Source organism: Pseudomonas sp. URIL14HWK12:I6, from assembly GCF_000514195.1.
In the GTDB taxonomy this organism is placed as follows: Bacteria; Pseudomonadota; Gammaproteobacteria; order Pseudomonadales; family Pseudomonadaceae; genus Aquipseudomonas; species Aquipseudomonas putida_A.
On record NZ_KI911359.1, the window covers coordinates 14,319 to 30,755 of the forward strand.

A 16,437-nucleotide genomic window follows, 5' to 3' on the forward strand; every position below is an offset into this window, starting at 1 on the left:
GTTTTCCTAGTGGGTCGGCCCGAGGAATGCCAGCCATCGGCGTTCGGCGAGGCGGAACAGGCCGACCAGCGCGAAGGTGATGGTCAGGTAGATCAGCGCGGCGATGCCGAACGATTGAAAGGTCAGGTAGGTCGCCGAGTTGGCGTCCCGCGCAACTTTCAGGATGTCGGGGATGGTCGCGGTGAAGGCCACGGTGGTCGAGTGCAGCATCAGGATCACTTCGTTGCTGTAATACGGCAACGACCGGCGCAGCGCCGACGGCATGATCACGTAGGCGTACAGCTTCCAGCCGGTCAGGCCGTAGGCCTTGGCCGCTTCGACTTCGCCATGGTTCATGCTGCGGATCGCCCCGGCGAAAATCTCCGTGGTGTAGGCGCAGGTGTTGAGGGCGAACGCGAGGATCGTGCAGTTCATCGCATCGCGAAAGAAACTGTCGAGCAACGGCTGCGCGCGCACGGCGGCCAGGCTGTAGATCCCGGTGTAGCAGATCAGCAACTGGATGTAGAGCGGCGTGCCACGGAACAGGTAGGTGTAGAACTGCACCGGCCAGCGCACATAGAAATGCGGGGATACCCGGGCAATCGACAACGGGATCGATACCAGAAAACCGATGAAAATCGAGGCGCTGAGCAGCCACAGGGTCATCGCCAGACCGGTGATGTTGGTACCGTCGGTATAAAGGAAGGGTTTCCAGTATTCCTGCAGGAGTTCGATCATCGTACGGCCTCCCGGGCACCGGCGGCGTAGCGACGCTCAAGCCAGCGCAGGATGACGTTGGATGCACTGGTGATCAGCAGATAGATCAAGGCGGCGAGTACCAGGAAGTAGAACAGTTGATAGGTGCTTTTACCGGCGTCCTGCGCGGCTTTGACCAGATCGGCCAAGCCGATGATCGACACCAGCGCGGTGGCCTTGAGCATCACCATCCAGTTGTTGCCGATGCCCGGCAGGGCGAAGCGCATCATTTGCGGGAACACCACGAAGCGAAAACGCTGGCCGCGCTTGAGGCCATAAGCGGTGGCCGCTTCGACCTGACCGCGTGGTACGGCGAGGATTGCCCCACGGAAGGTTTCGGTGAAATACGCGCCATAGATGAAGCCCAGAGTGATCACCCCGGCGGTGAAAGAGTCGATTTCGATGTAGTCCCACTCCATGACGTCGGTCAGGGCGGTCAGCCAGGTTTGCAGGCTGTAGAAAATCAACAGCATCAGCACCAGATCCGGCACCCCGCGAATCAGCGTGGTGTAGAGCTGGGCAGGCAGGCGCAGCAGTTTGGATTTCGACAGTTTGGCACTGGCGCCCAAGAGCCCGAGCAACACGGCCACCAGCAGCGACAACGCGGACAATTTGATGGTCATCCAGGTGCCTTCCAACAGCAACGGGCCGAAGCCCTTGAGGCTGAAGGCGGAGAGCCCCAGATTTTGTAAGAGGTTTTCGAACATAAATCAGCAACCTGAGCGGATGGAAAAGGCGCCCATCGAGTGATGGGCGCCAGGGTATTATTTACCGCTGTACAGATTCAGATCGCCAAAGTGTTTCTTTTGAATCTCGGCGTATTTGCCGTCATCGTGTAACGCTTTGATACCTTTATCTAAAAGCGCCTTCAGCTCTTTGTTACCTTTCTTAATACCGACAGCGGTTTTGGCTGGCAGCAATTCGCTGTCGACCGGCTTGCTGACTTCGTAGTTGGCGCCATCCGGCGACTTCAAAAAGCCCAGTTCGGCTTGCAGCATGTCCTGGATCGAGGCGTCGAGGCGGCCGTTTTTCAGGTCGGCGTAGACCTGATCCTGGTTGGCGTAAGCCTGGATTTTTACCCCGGCCTTCTCCAATACGGCCTTGGCGTAGGCTTCCTGGATGGTGCCTTGCTCGTAACCGACGGACTTGCCCTTGAGGGAAGCGACGTCATCGCTCAGGCCGGAGCCCTTCTTGAACACGTAGGAAGTCGGGCCGGAGAACAGCTCGCTGGAGAAGTCGATCGCCTTTTCACGGGCCGGGGTCACGGTCATCGACGAGATCACACCGTCGAATTTGTTGGCGTTGAGGCCCGGAATCATGCCGTCGAAGTCACTTTCAACCCATTTGCACTTGACCTTCAGCTCGGCGCAGATTGCGTTGCCCAGGTCGATGTCGAAGCCCACCAGGCTGCCGTCGGCCGCTTTCGACTCGAACGGTGCGTAGGAAGGATCAACGCCAAAACGCAGCTCTTTGTATTCCTTGGCCAGCGCGGAGCCGGCAGCCATGCACAACGCCAGTGCAGAAAGGGTCAGCAATGCTTTTTTCATTATTCAATCCCTAAGAACCAATATGAGCGCTTGTGGCGCAGAATTATTGTTACTGGAACGCGTACGACCTATAGAAAGTAGCAATTTCCGAACCAGAGTCCCGAACAAGTGTTTTAAAAGGTTGGGGGAGGGAGGAGGGAGAGGGATTGGTGCACGGGAATGGGCGTGGGGATTGAGCTGCACCAAGTTGGGTCGATGCAGGCATTTTTTAGTGATTCAGAATACTTGTAGCGAGGGGATTTATCCCCGATCGTCTGCGCAGCAGTCGCAAATCCGGTACACGCGGTTTACTGAAAGAATGATGGGGGGTCGCTTCGCGGCCCATCGGGGATAAATCCCCTCACCACAAGATCTCCTCACCAGAAAATCCACTCACTACAGGATGTTCATTCAGGACGATTGGAGGTTTGTCCCGGAAAACCGGGTCAGGCCAGCAAATCCTGCAACGTTGCCAGACTATCGGCCTCATCCACCGTCTTGTCCTGCCGCCAGCGCAGCATCCTTGGAAAACGCACGGCGATGCCGCTCTTGTGTCGCCGCGACAGGGCGATGCCTTCGAAACCCAGTTCGAACACCAGACTCGGCTTGACGCTGCTGACCGGGCCGAACTTTTCCACGGTGGTCTTGCGCACGATGCTGTCGACCTGGCGCATTTCCTCGTCGGTCAGCCCCGAATAGGCCTTGGCGAACGGCACCAGCGCCCGTTGGCTGGACTCGGGCGGGCCGTCCCACACGGCGAAGGTGTAATCGCTGTACAGGCTGGCGCGCCGGCCATGTCCGCGCTGGGCGTAGATCAACACCGCATCGACGCTGAATGGGTCGACCTTCCACTTCCACCACACGCCCATGTCCTTGGTCCGGCCTACGCCATACAGGGCGTCGCGGGCCTTGAGCATCATGCCCTCGACACCGAGGCGCCGTGAGGCTTCACGCTGGCGGGCGAGATCGAACCAGTCGCTGCCGGTCAGAATCGGCGAGGCCAGTAACACCGGGTTGTTACCGTGAGCGATGACCTGCTCCAGTTGCGCGCGTCGTTCGGCCTGCGGACGGTTGCGCCAGTCTTCGCCTTGCCACTCCAGCAAATCGTAGGCAAGCACCACCACCGGCACTTCTTCGAGGATTTTCTTGTCGAGGGTTTTACGCCCGATGCGTTGCTGCAGCAGCGCGAACGGTTGCACCGCCGGCGGTGCGCTCGATTGCGGGTCGAAGGCGTCTGCGGTGCTCGGATGGGTGCTTTTCCAGACCACGATTTCGCCGTCGATTACCGTGCCGTCGGGTAACGCGTGGACCAGTGTGTCGAATTCGGGGAAACGCTCGGTGACCAGTTCTTCACCCCGCGACCAGACCCACAGCCGACCCTCGCGCTTGACCACCTGCGCGCGGATGCCATCCCACTTCCATTCCACTTGCCAGTTGCTCGCCGGCCCCAGCAGCGCTTCAAACTCCTCGACCGGTTGCGACAAGGCATGCGCGAGGAAAAACGGGTAGGGCTGGCCGCCACGTTGCGCATGTTCGTCGGCGGATTCCGGCGCGATCAGTTTCAGGTAGCTGGTCGCGTTCGGCCGGTTCGACAGGTCGGTGTAACCCACCAGGCGCTGCGCCACGCGTTTGCTGTCGAGGCCGGCCATCGATGCCAGCGCGCGGGTGACCAGCAGTTTCGACACGCCGACGCGGAAGCTGCCGGTGATCAATTTGATGCACAGCATCAGGCTCGGCCGATCCAGTTGCGCCCACAGCGCGGGCAGGTGGCGGGCGAGGTACTCCGGGGTTTCACCGCGCAGCGGCAGCAGCTTGTCTTCAATCCATTCGGCAAGACCGGCCTCGGAGCTGTGCGAATTTTCCGGCAGCACCAGGGAAATGGTTTCCGCCAGATCGCCAACGGATTGATAACTTTCCTCGAACAGCCATGGTTGCAGTCCCGAGACTTCCACCGCCAGTTCGCGCAGGATGCGCACCGGCACCAGTTGCCGCGGGCGTCCACCGGACAGAAAGTACACCGCCCATGCCGCGTCCTGTGGTGCTGCTTGAGCGAAGTAGGTTTGCATCGCCGCCAGTTTGGCATTGCTTGACGTGGTGGCGTCGAGTTCGGCGTACAGCTCGGCGAAAGCTTTCATGCTTGCACCTCGGCGATAACCGGCTCGGCGCCAATGTTCTCCTCTTCATCGTCGCCGTATTCGGTGTTGAAACCCTGCGCGTCCAGGCCTTGTTCGCGCAGATGCCGGACCAGCACACCGATCGAACCGTGGGTGACCATCACCCGTTCGGCGCCGGTCTGTTCGATGGCCCAGAGCAGGCCGGGCCAGTCGGCGTGATCCGACAGCACAAAGCCGCGATCCACCCCACGACGCCGCCGGGTGCCGCGCAGGCGCATCCAGCCGCTGGCGAAGGCGTCGCTGTAGTCACCGAACCGGCGCATCCAAGTGCTGCCACCGGCCGAGGGCGGGGCGATGACTAGCGCCTGACGCATGATCGGGTCGGACTTTTTCACATCGCCGGCGTAGATCGTCGGCGGCAGGTACACGCCGGCCTCGCGGTAGACCCGGTTCAGCGGCTCGACCGCACCGTGACTGAGGATCGGGCCGAGGCTGGCGTCGATGCCGTGCAGAATCCGCTGAGCCTTGCCGAATGAATAACAGAACAACACGCTGGCCTTGCCCGCCGCGATGTTCGCCTGCCACCACTGGTTGATCTCGCTGAACACCTGCGCCTGTGGTTGCCAGCGGTAGATCGGCAGGCCGAAAGTCGATTCGGTGATGAAGGTGTGGCAGCGCACCGGTTCGAACGGCGCACAGGTGCCGTCGGGTTCGATCTTGTAATCTCCCGATGCGACCCAGACTTCGCCGCCGTATTCCAGACGCACCTGGGCCGAACCGAGCACATGCCCGGCGGGATGGAAACTCAAGGTCACGCCGTGATGGGTGAGCCGCTGGCCGTAGGCGAGGGTTTGCAGGTTGATGTCCTGACCCAGACGCGCACGCAAAATCCCTTCGCTGGCGCTGCTGGCAAGGTAGTGCTGATTGCCGTTACGGGCGTGATCGCCGTGGGCATGGGTGATCACCGAGCGCTCGACCGGGCGCCACGGATCAATGTAGAAATCCCCGGCAGGGCAATACAAACCTTCGGGGCGGGCGATAACAAGGTCCATGTCGTTACCAGAATGGGGGGCTTGTTAGCTATGAGGTTGGCGCGAGTCCGGAAGTTCTATCGATTATTTTAGAGTCGCTACAAAACCAATGTGGGAGCGAGCCTGCTCGCGAAAGCGGTTTAACTGACACATCTATTCTGACTGTGTCTCCGTCTTCGCGAGCAGGCTCGCTCCCACAAGGGAACTGCGTTTATTTGCCGGGGGTCAGGGTCAAACGCGTCTTGCCATACACCCGGTCAAAGTTCTGCGGCTGCATCGGCAAGCCGATGTACTGACCCTTGAGCCAGGCGTCGATGCCGTTGAGGTAGTTCGGGCTGGCCGGGTTGCCGGACTGGCCAGTGCCGTTCTGCCCCATGAGCGGCTCGCTCTGGCTGAAGTCGACGATGAAACGCATCGACGGCGCACGGGTGGTGTTGAAGTCCTGACCCCAGGCAAACGCTGCGGTATTGAGCGTGGTGTGATCGCCGCCGGCAGCCAGTGGGCCGCGAACGGTCTGGCCGCTGGCGTTTTTCCACGTGTAGCTGTGCAGTTTGCCCCACTGCCAGGCCTTGCGGTCGCCGCCCAACTGACTGTCGCCAGCGTTGATCGCCGCCGCCAGACTGCGCGCCAGAATCTGCGCCTTGTCTTCTTTCTGCGGGGTACGCAGGTCATCCCAGAACGGGCTGTCTTCGCGCCCGAGCAGGTGATCGGCCTGCGCTGCGTAGGACAAGTCGCCATTGGCGATAAAGGCTTTCCACGCCGGGCTCGACTCGGGGCCGAGCTCGTCGAGGAAGATCTGCTTCATGCTTTCTTGCAGGAACAGCTCATAGATCGCCGCATCCGCCGAGGTCGGGCTGAGCTTGCCGTCAAACGCCATCAAGCGGGTAAACGCTTCGCGCGCCTTGCTGCGATCGGCTTCCGGCAGGGCGTCGATCGCCTGTTTCAGCGGCTGCTTCATGCCCGGCGCTTCAAACATTTTCTTCAGTTTGGCGGCGAAGGTGGTGGTCTGGTCGTACTGCATGGCGATTACGCTGCGACCGTCCTGTTTGCCGCTGCCGGCCAGTTCCGTCAGACGTTCGCCGCGCTCTGGCGCTGCCCATGAGTTGGACAGCTGCATGCCGTAGCCGTGAGGAATGACCCGCTGGTTGGCGGTGCCGAGCCAGCCTTGGGTCGGGTCCTGATCGTACGGGTGGAGCATCGGGTCGGCGTAACCGTCCCAGTCGTAGCGACCTTCCCAGCCCGGCGATGGCAGCAGGCCTTCGCCTTCGCGCCGGTTGGGGAAACGCCCGGTGACCTGCCAGCCGATGTTGCTGGCGTCGGCGAATACCATGTTCAGGGCGATGGCGCGGATCTCGCGGCTGGCGTCTGACGCGCGTTCAACGTTCTGCGCACGGGTCAGGTCAAAAAATGCGTCCAGCGATTTGTCGTCGGTGAAGCTCGGGGTTTGCAGGGCCAGGCCAAAACCGTTGCCCTGTACGGCCTGAGCACTGTTGAGCAGTGCGCCGTGTCGGGTTTCGTACACCGCTTCGCGAATCGGCCGCTGGCCTTTGACGAAATAGGTTTCGTTGCGCACGCCCAGCGGCTGCCATTTGCCATTGACCTCATAGGTCAGGCTGTTGCCTTGACGGCGGATTTTTTCCAGGAACAGGTCCTGGTTGTCGCCGAGCACGCTGGTGGCGCTCCACGCGACTTTGCCGTTGAAGCCTCCGAGGATCATCGGCAAACCGGCAACGGTGACACCGGCGGCCTGATATTTCGGCGCGCGGATCTGCACGAAGGTCCACAGCGACGGTGCCGCCAGTGGGCCGTGGCTGTCACTGGCGAGAATGCTCTTGCCGCTGCGGCTGCGTTGCGGGGCGATGGCCCAGTTGTTCGAGGTGCTGGCGCCCAGCAGATTCACCGCCGCCAATTGTTGGCTGGCGTTCCTCAGCTCGGTCAGGCCCGGAATCTGCCCGCTGAGCTTGAGGCCTTGCAGCTTGTCAGTCTCGGCCAGTGGCAGGTTTTCATCCGGTGCGGACGGGGTCAGCCAGGCGAGTTTGTCGCTGCTCACGGTTTGCGCTAGCACCAGCGAGGCAATCTCTTCCGGCAGGTTGGCCGACTGGCTGAAGTTCAGCAACGCGAACATCAGCGCCGAATCCTCCGGTTTCCAGTATTCCGGCTTGTAGCCGCTGGAAGCGAGATCACCCGGCAGTTTGTCGGCATAGCGGAACAGGTAGGCGTTGACGCCCCGCGCATAGACTTCGAAGAAACGCTTGAGGCGTGGCGACGAGGCCTTGTACAGCTCGTCGGCGCTTTTCTTCAGGTTGACCGCGCGCATGTAGCGGTCGGCGTCGAGCATCGAGGCGCCGGACATTTCCGCCAGTCGGCCCTGGGCCAGCAGGCGCAGGGTGACCATTTGGTTGATGCGGTCGCTGGCATGCACGTAACCGAGGGTGAACAGCGCGTCGTGGAAGCTGTTGCTTTCGATCAACGGCATGCCCATGGCATTGCGTCGCACCGAAACGTTCTGCGCCAGGCCCTTGAGCGGTTGCACGCCGGAGGTAGGCGGGAGGGTGTCCTGCGCGTTCCAGGTCTGGCAACCGGACAGGCTCAAGACACCGGTCACTGCTGCGGCAACGCCGAACCGGGGAAGAAAATGTGTAAGGGCTGGCGAGGCCATGGCAAAGCTCCTGCGGGGGTGTAGAGGCTGGGGGCGCAATAAAGCCGCTACGTTAGTGAGCAGGAGATGGCCGCGCAAGCGGGGCGAGTGGTTATTTCTTGCCATTGATCGATGATTGTCTGATGGCTTGCTTATTTGCAGGGGTGGGTGATGAAGTGCGGGAATCAAATGACTCTCGTGAGAAGACGCCATGGAGCTTCAGGCCAACGCTGCACTGATCATCATCGACCAGCAACAAGGCATTCTGCAGCCGCGCCTGGGGCGGCGGAATAACCCACAGGCTGAAGAGCGCATGCTCGATTTACTGAGGGCGTGGCGCAGTAGCGGGCGGCCGGTGATTCATGTGCAGCATCTGTCGCGTGAACCGGATTCGGTGTTCTGGCCCGGGCAGTCAGGGGTGGAATTTCAGCAGCGATTCATGCCGCAGGACGGTGAATGGCTGATCCAGAAACAGGTACCGGATGCGTTTTGTGCCACGGGGCTGGAAGCGCAGCTGCGTGAGACGGGGATCGGGCAATTGATCATTGTTGGTGTAGCGACCAACAACTCGGTGGAATCTACAGCGCGCACGGCGGGCAATCTGGGGTTTGAGGCGTGGGTGGCGGAGGATGCGTGTTTCACCTTCGACAAGGCCGATTATTTCGGCACACCGCGTTCAGCCGAAGAAGTGCACGGGATGTCGCTGGGGAATGTGCACGGGGAGTATGCGACGGTGGTCAGTGCGAAGCAGATTCTGGCGGCTGTCTGAACAGTTTGGGGTGAATGTGCCGGCCCATTCGCGAGCAAGCCCGCTCCCACAGTCGACTGCGTTCAGTCAGCGGGAACGCGGTCAACTGTGGGAGCGGGCTTGCTCGCGAAGGCAATGTGTCAGGCGAAGAATATCTTCACCTGAAACATCAAGCGCCGTGGCACTTCTTGAATTTCTTGCCGTTGCCGCATGGGCAAGGGTCGTTGCGGCCGACGTCTTTCAGGGCGTTGCGCACCGGTTCCTGGTGGGCGTGGCCGCAGTTCGGGCCGTGGACATGGCCATGGTCGTGATCGTGATGATGGTCATGATCGTGGTTGCAGTCAGGGCCATGGACATGAGGTTGCTGAGTCATCGGTTGTGCTCCGGAATTAAATCGGCGGGGATTATCACGCCATTGCGCTCCAGGTGCACGTAGTGGGCGATGAATAAACCGGTTTCCATCTCACCCTGCAATCGATAGGGCACCTGCTGGTGCTGACTTTTCAGCATTTTCACCACGTCCTTGACCCGCGGCCACAGGTTGGTGCGGATCGGTATCCGATAGAACGCGCTGCTTTTCGGCCCTACCGTGATCCAGTGTTCATGCTCCCCTTCGGCCAGCAACAGGTCTGCCAGATGAATGCGATATTCCATGCCGCGCACCGTCAGGTCGCTGTCGTTGGGGTTGTCGATGCGAAAGTGCAGGATGAATTTCTGTTCGAGCAGCTTGGCCCGCACCACCTCGACTTTTACCAGGTGCACGGCGGGGTCGACGCTGTCGTCGCTGAACCATGAGGCGCAACCGCCGAGGTTCAGGATCAGCATCAATAACAAGCCATGCAGTGTGCGACAGTGACCGAGCATCGAAAAAACTCCCTTTGTGCCCCAGTCTAGTCGGCACTTCCCTTTATGCGCCGAAATACCCCGCACAGCACTTCTTGAACTTCTGCCCGCTGGCACACGGGCACGCGTCATTGCGCCCCAGCTTCAACTGCACGGTAGGGTCGATGAAGTACCAGCGCCCGGCGTTCTGCACGAACGAGGAGCGCTCGCGGTGGCTGTGTTCGCCCTGGCTGTCGTGCCAGCGCGCGGTAAAGGTGACGAAGGCATGCTCGGGTTGGCCGCCGAACACTTCCGAGCTTTCGACTTCAAGGCCGAGCCAGGTGCTCTGCGCGCTCCAGGCGCTGATCGACTGGCGATCCAGACCGGCCTGCTGGGCGGGCAGGGTGGTGGCCACCAGATAATCGATCAGCCCCAGCACGTAGGCGCTGTAGCGCGAACGCATCAGCGCTTCGGCGCAAGGCGCCGGGTGGCCTTCGTGATAGTGGCCGCAGCAGGCCTCCAGCAGGTTGCCGCTGCCGCACGGGCAAATGGCTGTACTCATTGCATTACCACCAGTATTTGCCGAAGTTTTCCGGATTGGCCCAGAATCGCGAGTTGAGCCAGTCGGGGACTTGTTTGTAGTCAAGCAGATCATAGGTGAACAGGGTCAGTACCTGATCGTCACGCTGGAAGCGTTCACTGGCCTGCAGCGCCAGCGAGTAGAAATCGGTTTCCTGCCAGCCGCTGGCCGGCAGATCCGCCAGCACTGCAATGCGACTGGCGTTGAGGTTGCGAATCCCGCCCAGCAGATTCAAGCCGTCACGCTTGGGCAGGTGCTCCAGGCAATCGACCACCAGCGCCAGGTCGAAGCGCCGCGCCGCCAGTTCGGCGGGCAATGCACCGGGTGCGGCGTGGGCCACGCAGGTGTCCGGATGTGCCTGCTTGAAAGCGGCGAGCGCCGGAAATTCGCTGGCGCCGATCAGCAGTAAACGCGCCGGGGCATAGCGATCCAGTAAAGCAGCCAGCGCCTGTTGCGGCGTGCGCGAAGAAATGGCGACGTTCATCGAAGCTCCTCAATCAGATCGCCAAGACTAGCGCGCCAGACGGATCCGGCCTAGACCCCGATTTGCCGCGGGCGGCAAAAGTGCCGAATCCCTGTGAACACGGTCCCAAATGCCAGTGGCCTATTGCTGGCGGAGATTAAAACTCCGGTCTTTACTCCGTGAATCGGTTCTAAGCCGATCCCTCAGGAGAAAACCAGATGAGCATAGTTCGGACAGCATTACCTTTGATTCTGCTAACCAGTGTGTTGACTGGTTGCGCAGGTTTGCAGAAAACCGACTGGCCGACCTGTGCGGCGGTCGGTGGTGTAGTCGGTGCCGGTCTCGGCGCGACGGAAAGTTCGTCGTGGGCCGGCTACGGCGCGCTGATTGTCGGTGGTACGGCAGCGGCCTATTGCTGGGTGCACGGTGATGGCGACGAAGACGGAGATGGTGTACCGGACAGTCGCGACAAGTGCCCGCACACGCCTAAAGGCGTGCAGGTCGATGCTGACGGCTGCCCACCACCTGCCCCTGCGCCAGTGGTAGAAGAGGCGGTTGTGGTCAAGGAAGAAACTATCGTCATTCGCGATGTGCACTTCCAGTTCGACAAAGCCACCCTGACCGGCTCCGACAAACAGGTGCTGGATAAAGTCGCCACGCGCCTGAAACAAGAGTCGTCCACGGCGCAACTGACCGTGACCGGCCACACCGACAGCGTCGGCAGCGATGCCTACAACAAGAAACTGTCGGATCGCCGTGCGCACTCGGTGGTGGAATACCTGATCCAGCAGGGTGTGCCGCGTGCCAGCTTCGTTTCGGTATCGGGCATGGGTGAAAGCCAGCCAGTGGCGGATAACAAAACCGCTGACGGTCGCGCACAGAACCGTCGTACCGAAATCAAAATCGTCCGCTAGCCCCTCTCGCATCCGCGGCTTGTGCAGTCGCGGATGCGGGTCTTTACTCCTGTGTAACCGGTATGGGCCGGTGACACAGGAGCTTTCACAATGACTGTTTTCTCAAGGTCCGTCTTGCCGGTGCTGCTGCTGGGCAGCCTGCTCACCGGTTGCGCCACTCATAGCGATGGCGATGCCCCCCTCAATCAACGTACGTGGCCGATCTGCAGCCTGATCGGCGGGCTGGTCGGTGGCGGTCTTGGCGCCATTGAAAGTGGCGGCTGGGCCGGCGGCGGTGCGGCGCTGGGGATTCTGACTGGCGGGCTGATCTGTTATGCCCAGGATGGCGATGAAGACGGCGATGGCGTGTTCGACCGCCGCGACCGTTGCCCTGACACCCCGGCCAATACCCCGGTCGATCATCGCGGCTGTCCGCTGCCGCAATATCCGGTCACTACAAAAGCCCCCGAGCCTGCGCCGCAATCGGAAGTCATCACCCTCAGCGATGCCGGCAATGTGTTGTTCGATTTCGACAAGTCGGATCTGACCCCGGCCGCTAAGGCCCAGCTCGATACGCTGATGGACAAATTGCGCAACGCCGACGTGGTCAGCATCAAGGTTATCGGCCATACCGACAGCAAAGGTTCGGACGCCTACAACCAGGCACTGTCGGAACGACGCGCCAGCAGCGTGGCGGCGTACCTGCTGAGTCAGGGCCTGGCGCCGGACAAACTGACCAGTGAAGGGCGCGGCGAGAGCGAGCCGGTGGCTGACAACGCAATGGACGAGGGACGGGCAAAAAACCGTCGGGTGGAGTTGCATATCAATCGCTAGGACTTGTCTGTAGTCCGCAGGCTAGAGCTGCCGGTCGACGATCGTCGTCGAACCGGCGGCGATCCGACGACTGACAAATGTTTTTTCTTTTGCCCCTCTGGCTTATCCCCCGCGTAAGCCGTTACTGTGCGCCCAAAGAATAATTCCGACACGGGGGAGCGTATGAAGGTTTTCTGGGGGCTGGGGCGTTTGCTGACCCTGCTGTTCTGGTGCGTGGTGGTGGTCAATTTGCTGCTGCCGTTTGTGCATCCGCTGCATGCGCTGGTCAATCTGGCCGGTGCCTCGCTGCTGGCGCTGCATGTGCTGGAGTTGCTTTTCTCGCGCCTCAAAGGGCGTCCCAACCCGTGGCGCGACCGTCTGCGCATCCTGCTGTTCGGCGTTTTTCACCTGCAAACCATCCCGGCCCCGGCCGCTCCGGAGGCTTCTTCCCATGCGTAAACTTTGCCTGCTCGCTGCACTCATCAGTCCTCTGGCCTGCGCCCAGGTGGTCAGCGTCGAAACCAACTCCCTGATGCGTTTGCCCAACACCGCCAGCACCTTGCAGCTGGAACGCCTGGAAGTGGCGGACTACGGCACCTTGCTGATTCCTGCCAATGTGACCGAGCTGACCGTCGGTGAATTGCGTCTGGGCCATGAAGCGCGCATCGCGATCGTCCCGAGTGAACAGGCGCTGGACATGAAAGTCATTCGTGCCGAACTGTCCGAAGGCAGCCTGATCACCGCACGCGGCGCGCCGGGCACCTATGAAAAAGCTGCCCGTGCCGGGCGCAATCTGAATTTGCAGTTCAAGGCACTGAACGCGCCAAAACTGTTTGTCGATGCCCGTGGCGGCACCGGCGCACCGGGTTTCGTCGGCCTGGATGGCGGCAACGGCGAAGATCCGGGCTGCACCTGGGGCGCGGCCGGTCATGGTTTTGACGGCAGCAATGGCAGTGACGGCCAGCCGGGTGCACCGGGTGCGTTGGTGCGTCTGGAAGTGCCGCGCGAGTTTCCGGCCGAGCTGATCAAGGTCAACGTCGCGGGCGGTGCCGGTGGCCCAGCGGGTGTCGGCGGCAAGGCAGGCAAGGGCGGCCAGTCCAAGGGCTGCCTGGTGTATCGCGCCGATGGCGGCAAGAACGGCAAGGCCGGGGCGGATGGTCAGCCTGGGCCGGTAGGTGCGGCGGGGGCGGTGACTGTGCAGCGCCTCTGAGTAACAGCACTATTTGAGGTGAGGGGATAAATTCCCTCACCACAAAAAAAGTCCAAGTTGTCAGTGGGTCAGAACATCGGCCGCGCCGCCGCAATCGCCACCAGCACCAACCCGACAATCAAATTGATCCCCACTACCCGGCGAATCCGCCCCAGCACCGCCGCACCCATTGGCCATTCCTTGGCTTCAACGGCTTTACGCAACTCTGGCAGCATCAAACCCTGAATCCGGATAAACAGCGCCGTCATCACCACGTACAGCCCGATCATCACCTGCACGTACTTCGGCGCGGTCTCGAAATCGACCTGCTGTAAATGCAACATGCCCACGCCGCTGATCGGCAACAGGATCACCGCGACCCAGACCCAACGAAAAAAACCTTGAAACACTTCCACCCACAAGGTCAGGCGAGCAGGGCCGTCGAGAGCCTTGACCGCCGCCGGACGCAGGACCATCCAGGCGAAAAACATGCCGCCGACCCAGACCAGGGCGGACAGGACATGCAGCGGATAAACGAGGCTAAAAGGTGTCATTGGGGCACTCCGTTCTGCGCAGGATTAATTAGCGGGGTATGATAGCCGCCATCCGAAACCACTGAAAATTTATCCAGCGTTTTTAGCGCCCGACAATCAATGATCAGCACTGAACTCAAAACCACGATCCAGGGCGCCTATTCGCGTTTTCTTGAAGCCAAGAGCCTCAAGCCGCGTTACGGCCAGCGCCTGATGATCGCTGAAATCGCCAAAGTCCTCGGGGATATCGACACCGACGACGAAGGCCGGCGCAGTGGCGACCCCGCGATTGTCGCGGTGGAAGCCGGCACCGGTACCGGCAAGACCGTGGCCTACAGCCTGGCGGCGATCCCGACGGCGAAGCTGGCCGGCAAGCGCCTGGTGATCGCCACCGCGACCGTGGCTCTGCAAGAGCAGATCGTCTACAAGGACTTGCCCGACCTGATGCGCAACAGCGGGCTGAACTTCAGCTTCGCGCTGGCCAAGGGCCGTGGTCGCTACATGTGCCTGTCCAAGCTCGACATGCTGCTGCAGGAAGGCCACGCGCAAACCGCCACCGCCCAGTTGTTCGAAGAGGAAGGCTTCAAGATCGAGGTCGACGAGGCGAGTCAGAAGCTGTTCACCAGCATGATCGAGAAGCTCGCCGGCAATAAATGGGACGGCGACCGCGACAGCTGGCCCAACGCGCTGGAAGACGCCGACTGGGCGCGCCTGACCACCGATCACAGCCAGTGCACCAACCGTCACTGCCCGAACTTCGGCCAGTGCGCTTTCTACAAGGCGCGCGAAGGCATGGGCAAGGTCGACGTGATCGTCACCAACCACGACATGGTGCTGGCTGACCTCGCTTTGGGCGGCGGCGCGGTACTACCGGATCCGCGTGACACCATTTACGTGTTCGACGAAGGCCATCACCTCCCGGACAAGGCCATCGGCCACTTCGCCCACTACACGCGTCTGCGTTCCACTGCCGACTGGCTGGAAACCACCGCGAAGAACCTCACCAAACTGTTGGCCCAGCATCCGCTGCCGGGCGATCTCGGCAAGCTGATCGAGCAAGTGCCCGAGCTGGCGCGCGAGATCAAGACCCAGCAGCAGTTCATGTTCACCGCGTGCGAGCAGATTGCCGATTTCAAGCCCGGCGAAGACGTCGAAGGTCGCGAGCGGCCACGCCATCGTTTCGTCGGCGGGGTGATTCCCGAGCACATGCGCGAAATGGGCATTGAGCTGAAAAAGGGTTATTCGCGGCTCAACGATCTGTTCACCCGCCTGACCGACCTGCTCAAGGAAGGCATGGACGGCGAGGTCAACATCGGCATCGCCAGCAATCAGGCCGAGGAGTGGTATCCGCTGTTCGGCAGCCTGTTGTCGCGGGCGTCGGGCAACTGGGAATTGTGGACTGCATTTACCGCCGAAGACCCGGAAGACAGCCCGCCGATGGCGCGCTGGCTGACGCTGGCCGAAAGCGGTTCGCTGTTCGACATCGAGGTCAACGCCAGCCCGATTCTCGCCGCAGAAACCCTGCGCCGCAGCCTGTGGAACGTGGCTTACGGCTGCCTGGTGACCTCGGCAACCTTGACGGCACTGGGCACCTTCGACCGTTTCCGCATGCGCGCCGGTCTGCCGAAAAAAGCCGTCACCGCCGTTGTGCCGAGCCCGTTCCATCACGCCGATGCCGGTGTGCTGCGGGTGCCGGATCTGAAGGCCGACCCACGCGACGCCGCGGCTCACACCGCGGCGATCATCCGCGAGTTGCCGGATCTGGTCGAAGGCTCGCGCGGCACGCTGGTGCTGTTCTCCTCGCGCAAACAGATGCAGGACGTGTTCGATGGCCTCGACCGCGACTGGCGCAAGCAAGTGTTCATTCAAGGCAACCTGTCGAAACAGGAAACCCTGAACAAGCACAAGGCGCGGGTCGATGGCGGCGATTCCAGCGTGCTGTTCGGCCTCGCCAGTTTCGCCGAAGGCGTGGATTTGCCGGGTGCCTATTGCGAGCACGTGGTGATCGCCAAGATCCCGTTCTCGGTGCCGGACGATCCGGTCGAGGCGGCGCTGTCGGAGTGGATCGAGGCCCGTGGCGGCAATCCGTTCATGGAAATCTCGGTGCCCGACGCCTCGTTGAAGCTGGTCCAGGCCTGCGGGCGTCTGCTGCGTACCGAAGAAGACCGCGGCACCATCACCTTGCTTGATCGGCGCCTGGTCACCCAGCGCTACGGCAAGGCGATCCTCAATGCGTTGCCTCCTTTCCGTCGTGAAATATCCTGAGACAACGGTGGGCAGTTTTGCCCGCCGCGCTGTCTATCTCTCTGCCATGCTTTTCCATTGGCCTTAGTTGGTCGTTAGGGAGAACTC

The 16,437-nt window shown here is 61.3% G+C and carries 17 protein-coding genes; 6 read left to right on the top strand and 11 right to left on the bottom strand.

The genetic code is table 11. From position 1 onward, the window contains the following. Positions 1–6: 6 nt before the first annotated feature. The 6 genes from H043_RS0126660 to H043_RS0126685 form a co-directional block, all read right to left on the bottom strand. The gene (locus tag H043_RS0126660; RefSeq protein ID WP_027614350.1) at positions 7–717 is read right to left on the bottom strand and encodes an ABC transporter permease; all 711 of its coding nucleotides are present in this window, start codon (positions 715–717) and stop codon (positions 7–9) included. Continuing rightward, on the bottom strand, positions 714–1,442 hold the full coding sequence (locus H043_RS0126665; protein ID WP_003222319.1) for an ABC transporter permease: 729 nt from the start codon (positions 1,440–1,442) through the stop codon (positions 714–716). The genes H043_RS0126660 and H043_RS0126665 overlap by 4 nt, the downstream gene beginning before the upstream one ends. 57 nt (positions 1,443–1,499) lie before the next feature. After that, positions 1,500–2,282, bottom strand: coding sequence for a transporter substrate-binding domain-containing protein (locus tag H043_RS0126670; RefSeq protein ID WP_003222321.1), 783 nt, complete (start codon positions 2,280–2,282; stop codon positions 1,500–1,502). A gap of 425 nt (positions 2,283–2,707) precedes the next feature. Beyond that, complete coding sequence (locus H043_RS0126675) at positions 2,708–4,396, bottom strand: ATP-dependent DNA ligase (protein ID WP_027614351.1); 1,689 nt, start codon at positions 4,394–4,396, stop codon at positions 2,708–2,710. Further along, on the bottom strand, positions 4,393–5,427 hold the full coding sequence (locus H043_RS0126680; RefSeq protein WP_027614352.1) for a ligase-associated DNA damage response exonuclease: 1,035 nt from the start codon (positions 5,425–5,427) through the stop codon (positions 4,393–4,395). The genes H043_RS0126675 and H043_RS0126680 overlap by 4 nt, the downstream gene beginning before the upstream one ends. A 190-nt stretch (positions 5,428–5,617) precedes the next feature. Then, positions 5,618–8,065, bottom strand: a complete 2,448-nt coding sequence (locus H043_RS0126685; RefSeq protein WP_027614353.1) for a penicillin acylase family protein — start codon at positions 8,063–8,065, stop codon at positions 5,618–5,620. Positions 8,066–8,255: 190 nt separating this feature from the next. Here H043_RS0126685 and H043_RS0126690 point away from each other — a divergent pair, with 190 nt between their 5' ends. Beyond that, positions 8,256–8,813 carry a cysteine hydrolase family protein gene (locus H043_RS0126690; RefSeq protein WP_027614354.1) on the top strand — a complete coding sequence of 186 codons (558 nt, stop codon included), beginning with the start codon at positions 8,256–8,258 and terminating at the stop codon, positions 8,811–8,813. A 148-nt stretch (positions 8,814–8,961) separates the two neighbouring features. Here the strand turns inward: H043_RS0126690 and H043_RS0126695 are convergent, their stop codons facing one another. Genes H043_RS0126695 through H043_RS0126710 form a run of 4 tightly spaced genes read right to left on the bottom strand, consistent with a single transcriptional unit; the run spans position 8,962 to position 10,678 of the window. Then, positions 8,962–9,165, bottom strand: coding sequence for an SEC-C metal-binding domain-containing protein (locus H043_RS0126695; RefSeq protein WP_003198420.1), 204 nt, complete (start codon positions 9,163–9,165; stop codon positions 8,962–8,964). Then, positions 9,162–9,656, bottom strand: a complete 495-nt coding sequence (locus tag H043_RS0126700) for an LEA type 2 family protein (protein ID WP_027614355.1) — start codon at positions 9,654–9,656, stop codon at positions 9,162–9,164. Before H043_RS0126700 ends, H043_RS0126695 begins: the two co-directional genes overlap by 4 nt. A gap of 43 nt (positions 9,657–9,699) precedes the next feature. Continuing rightward, positions 9,700–10,176, bottom strand: a complete 477-nt coding sequence (locus tag H043_RS0126705; RefSeq protein WP_027614356.1) for a YchJ family protein — start codon at positions 10,174–10,176, stop codon at positions 9,700–9,702. Between the two features lie 4 nt (positions 10,177–10,180). Beyond that, positions 10,181–10,678, bottom strand: a complete 498-nt coding sequence (locus tag H043_RS0126710; protein WP_027614357.1) for a DUF6231 family protein — start codon at positions 10,676–10,678, stop codon at positions 10,181–10,183. Positions 10,679–10,875: 197 nt separating this feature from the next. Here H043_RS0126710 and H043_RS0126715 point away from each other — a divergent pair, with 197 nt between their 5' ends. The 4 genes from H043_RS0126715 (at position 10,876) to H043_RS0126730 (ending at position 13,573) form a co-directional block, all read left to right on the top strand. Further along, positions 10,876–11,571 carry an OmpA family protein gene (locus H043_RS0126715; protein ID WP_027614358.1) on the top strand — a complete coding sequence of 232 codons (696 nt, stop codon included), beginning with the start codon at positions 10,876–10,878 and terminating at the stop codon, positions 11,569–11,571. Positions 11,572–11,661: 90 nt separating this feature from the next. Beyond that, a complete protein-coding gene (locus tag H043_RS0126720; protein WP_027614359.1) occupies positions 11,662–12,384 on the top strand; it encodes an OmpA family protein in 723 nt (240 codons plus the stop codon). A gap of 162 nt (positions 12,385–12,546) precedes the next feature. Next, positions 12,547–12,822 (top strand): DUF1145 domain-containing protein, encoded by a 276-nt coding sequence (locus tag H043_RS0126725; protein ID WP_027614360.1) that lies wholly within the window; start codon positions 12,547–12,549, stop codon positions 12,820–12,822. Further along, positions 12,815–13,573, top strand: a complete 759-nt coding sequence (locus tag H043_RS0126730) for a collagen-like protein (protein WP_027614361.1) — start codon at positions 12,815–12,817, stop codon at positions 13,571–13,573. The genes H043_RS0126725 and H043_RS0126730 overlap by 8 nt, the downstream gene beginning before the upstream one ends. A gap of 68 nt (positions 13,574–13,641) precedes the next feature. Here H043_RS0126730 and H043_RS0126735 read toward each other — a convergent pair whose 3' ends face one another. Next, the gene (locus tag H043_RS0126735; RefSeq protein ID WP_027614362.1) at positions 13,642–14,106 is read right to left on the bottom strand and encodes a DUF2269 family protein; all 465 of its coding nucleotides are present in this window, start codon (positions 14,104–14,106) and stop codon (positions 13,642–13,644) included. A 99-nt stretch (positions 14,107–14,205) separates the two neighbouring features. On the opposite strand from H043_RS0126735, the gene dinG reads away from it, so the two are divergent. Further along, positions 14,206–16,350, top strand: coding sequence for an ATP-dependent DNA helicase DinG (gene dinG, locus H043_RS0126740; protein WP_003222341.1), 2,145 nt, complete (start codon positions 14,206–14,208; stop codon positions 16,348–16,350). Positions 16,351–16,437: the final 87 nt, after the last annotated feature.

Bases quoted from the DNA above. Each gene is read 5' to 3' on its own strand.
- H043_RS0126690 (WP_027614354.1), top strand. From the start codon at position 8,256: ATGGAGCTTCAGGCCAACGCTGCACTGATCATCATCGACCAGCAACAA.
- H043_RS0126720 (WP_027614359.1), top strand. From the start codon at position 11,662: ATGACTGTTTTCTCAAGGTCCGTCTTGCCGGTGCTGCTGCTGGGCAGC.
- H043_RS0126670 (WP_003222321.1), bottom strand. From the start codon at position 2,282: ATGAAAAAAGCATTGCTGACCCTTTCTGCACTGGCGTTGTGCATGGCT.
- H043_RS0126695 (WP_003198420.1), bottom strand. From the start codon at position 9,165: ATGACTCAGCAACCTCATGTCCATGGCCCTGACTGCAACCACGATCAT.
- H043_RS0126715 (WP_027614358.1), top strand. From the start codon at position 10,876: ATGAGCATAGTTCGGACAGCATTACCTTTGATTCTGCTAACCAGTGTG.
- H043_RS0126700 (WP_027614355.1), bottom strand. From the start codon at position 9,656: ATGCTCGGTCACTGTCGCACACTGCATGGCTTGTTATTGATGCTGATC.
- H043_RS0126710 (WP_027614357.1), bottom strand. From the start codon at position 10,678: ATGAACGTCGCCATTTCTTCGCGCACGCCGCAACAGGCGCTGGCTGCT.
- dinG (WP_003222341.1), top strand. From the start codon at position 14,206: ATGATCAGCACTGAACTCAAAACCACGATCCAGGGCGCCTATTCGCGT.
- H043_RS0126660 (WP_027614350.1), bottom strand. From the start codon at position 717: ATGATCGAACTCCTGCAGGAATACTGGAAACCCTTCCTTTATACCGAC.
- H043_RS0126725 (WP_027614360.1), top strand. From the start codon at position 12,547: ATGAAGGTTTTCTGGGGGCTGGGGCGTTTGCTGACCCTGCTGTTCTGG.
- H043_RS0126665 (WP_003222319.1), bottom strand. From the start codon at position 1,442: ATGTTCGAAAACCTCTTACAAAATCTGGGGCTCTCCGCCTTCAGCCTC.
- H043_RS0126685 (WP_027614353.1), bottom strand. From the start codon at position 8,065: ATGGCCTCGCCAGCCCTTACACATTTTCTTCCCCGGTTCGGCGTTGCC.
- H043_RS0126680 (WP_027614352.1), bottom strand. From the start codon at position 5,427: ATGGACCTTGTTATCGCCCGCCCCGAAGGTTTGTATTGCCCTGCCGGG.
- H043_RS0126730 (WP_027614361.1), top strand. From the start codon at position 12,815: ATGCGTAAACTTTGCCTGCTCGCTGCACTCATCAGTCCTCTGGCCTGC.
- H043_RS0126675 (WP_027614351.1), bottom strand. From the start codon at position 4,396: ATGAAAGCTTTCGCCGAGCTGTACGCCGAACTCGACGCCACCACGTCA.
- H043_RS0126735 (WP_027614362.1), bottom strand. From the start codon at position 14,106: ATGACACCTTTTAGCCTCGTTTATCCGCTGCATGTCCTGTCCGCCCTG.
- H043_RS0126705 (WP_027614356.1), bottom strand. From the start codon at position 10,176: ATGAGTACAGCCATTTGCCCGTGCGGCAGCGGCAACCTGCTGGAGGCC.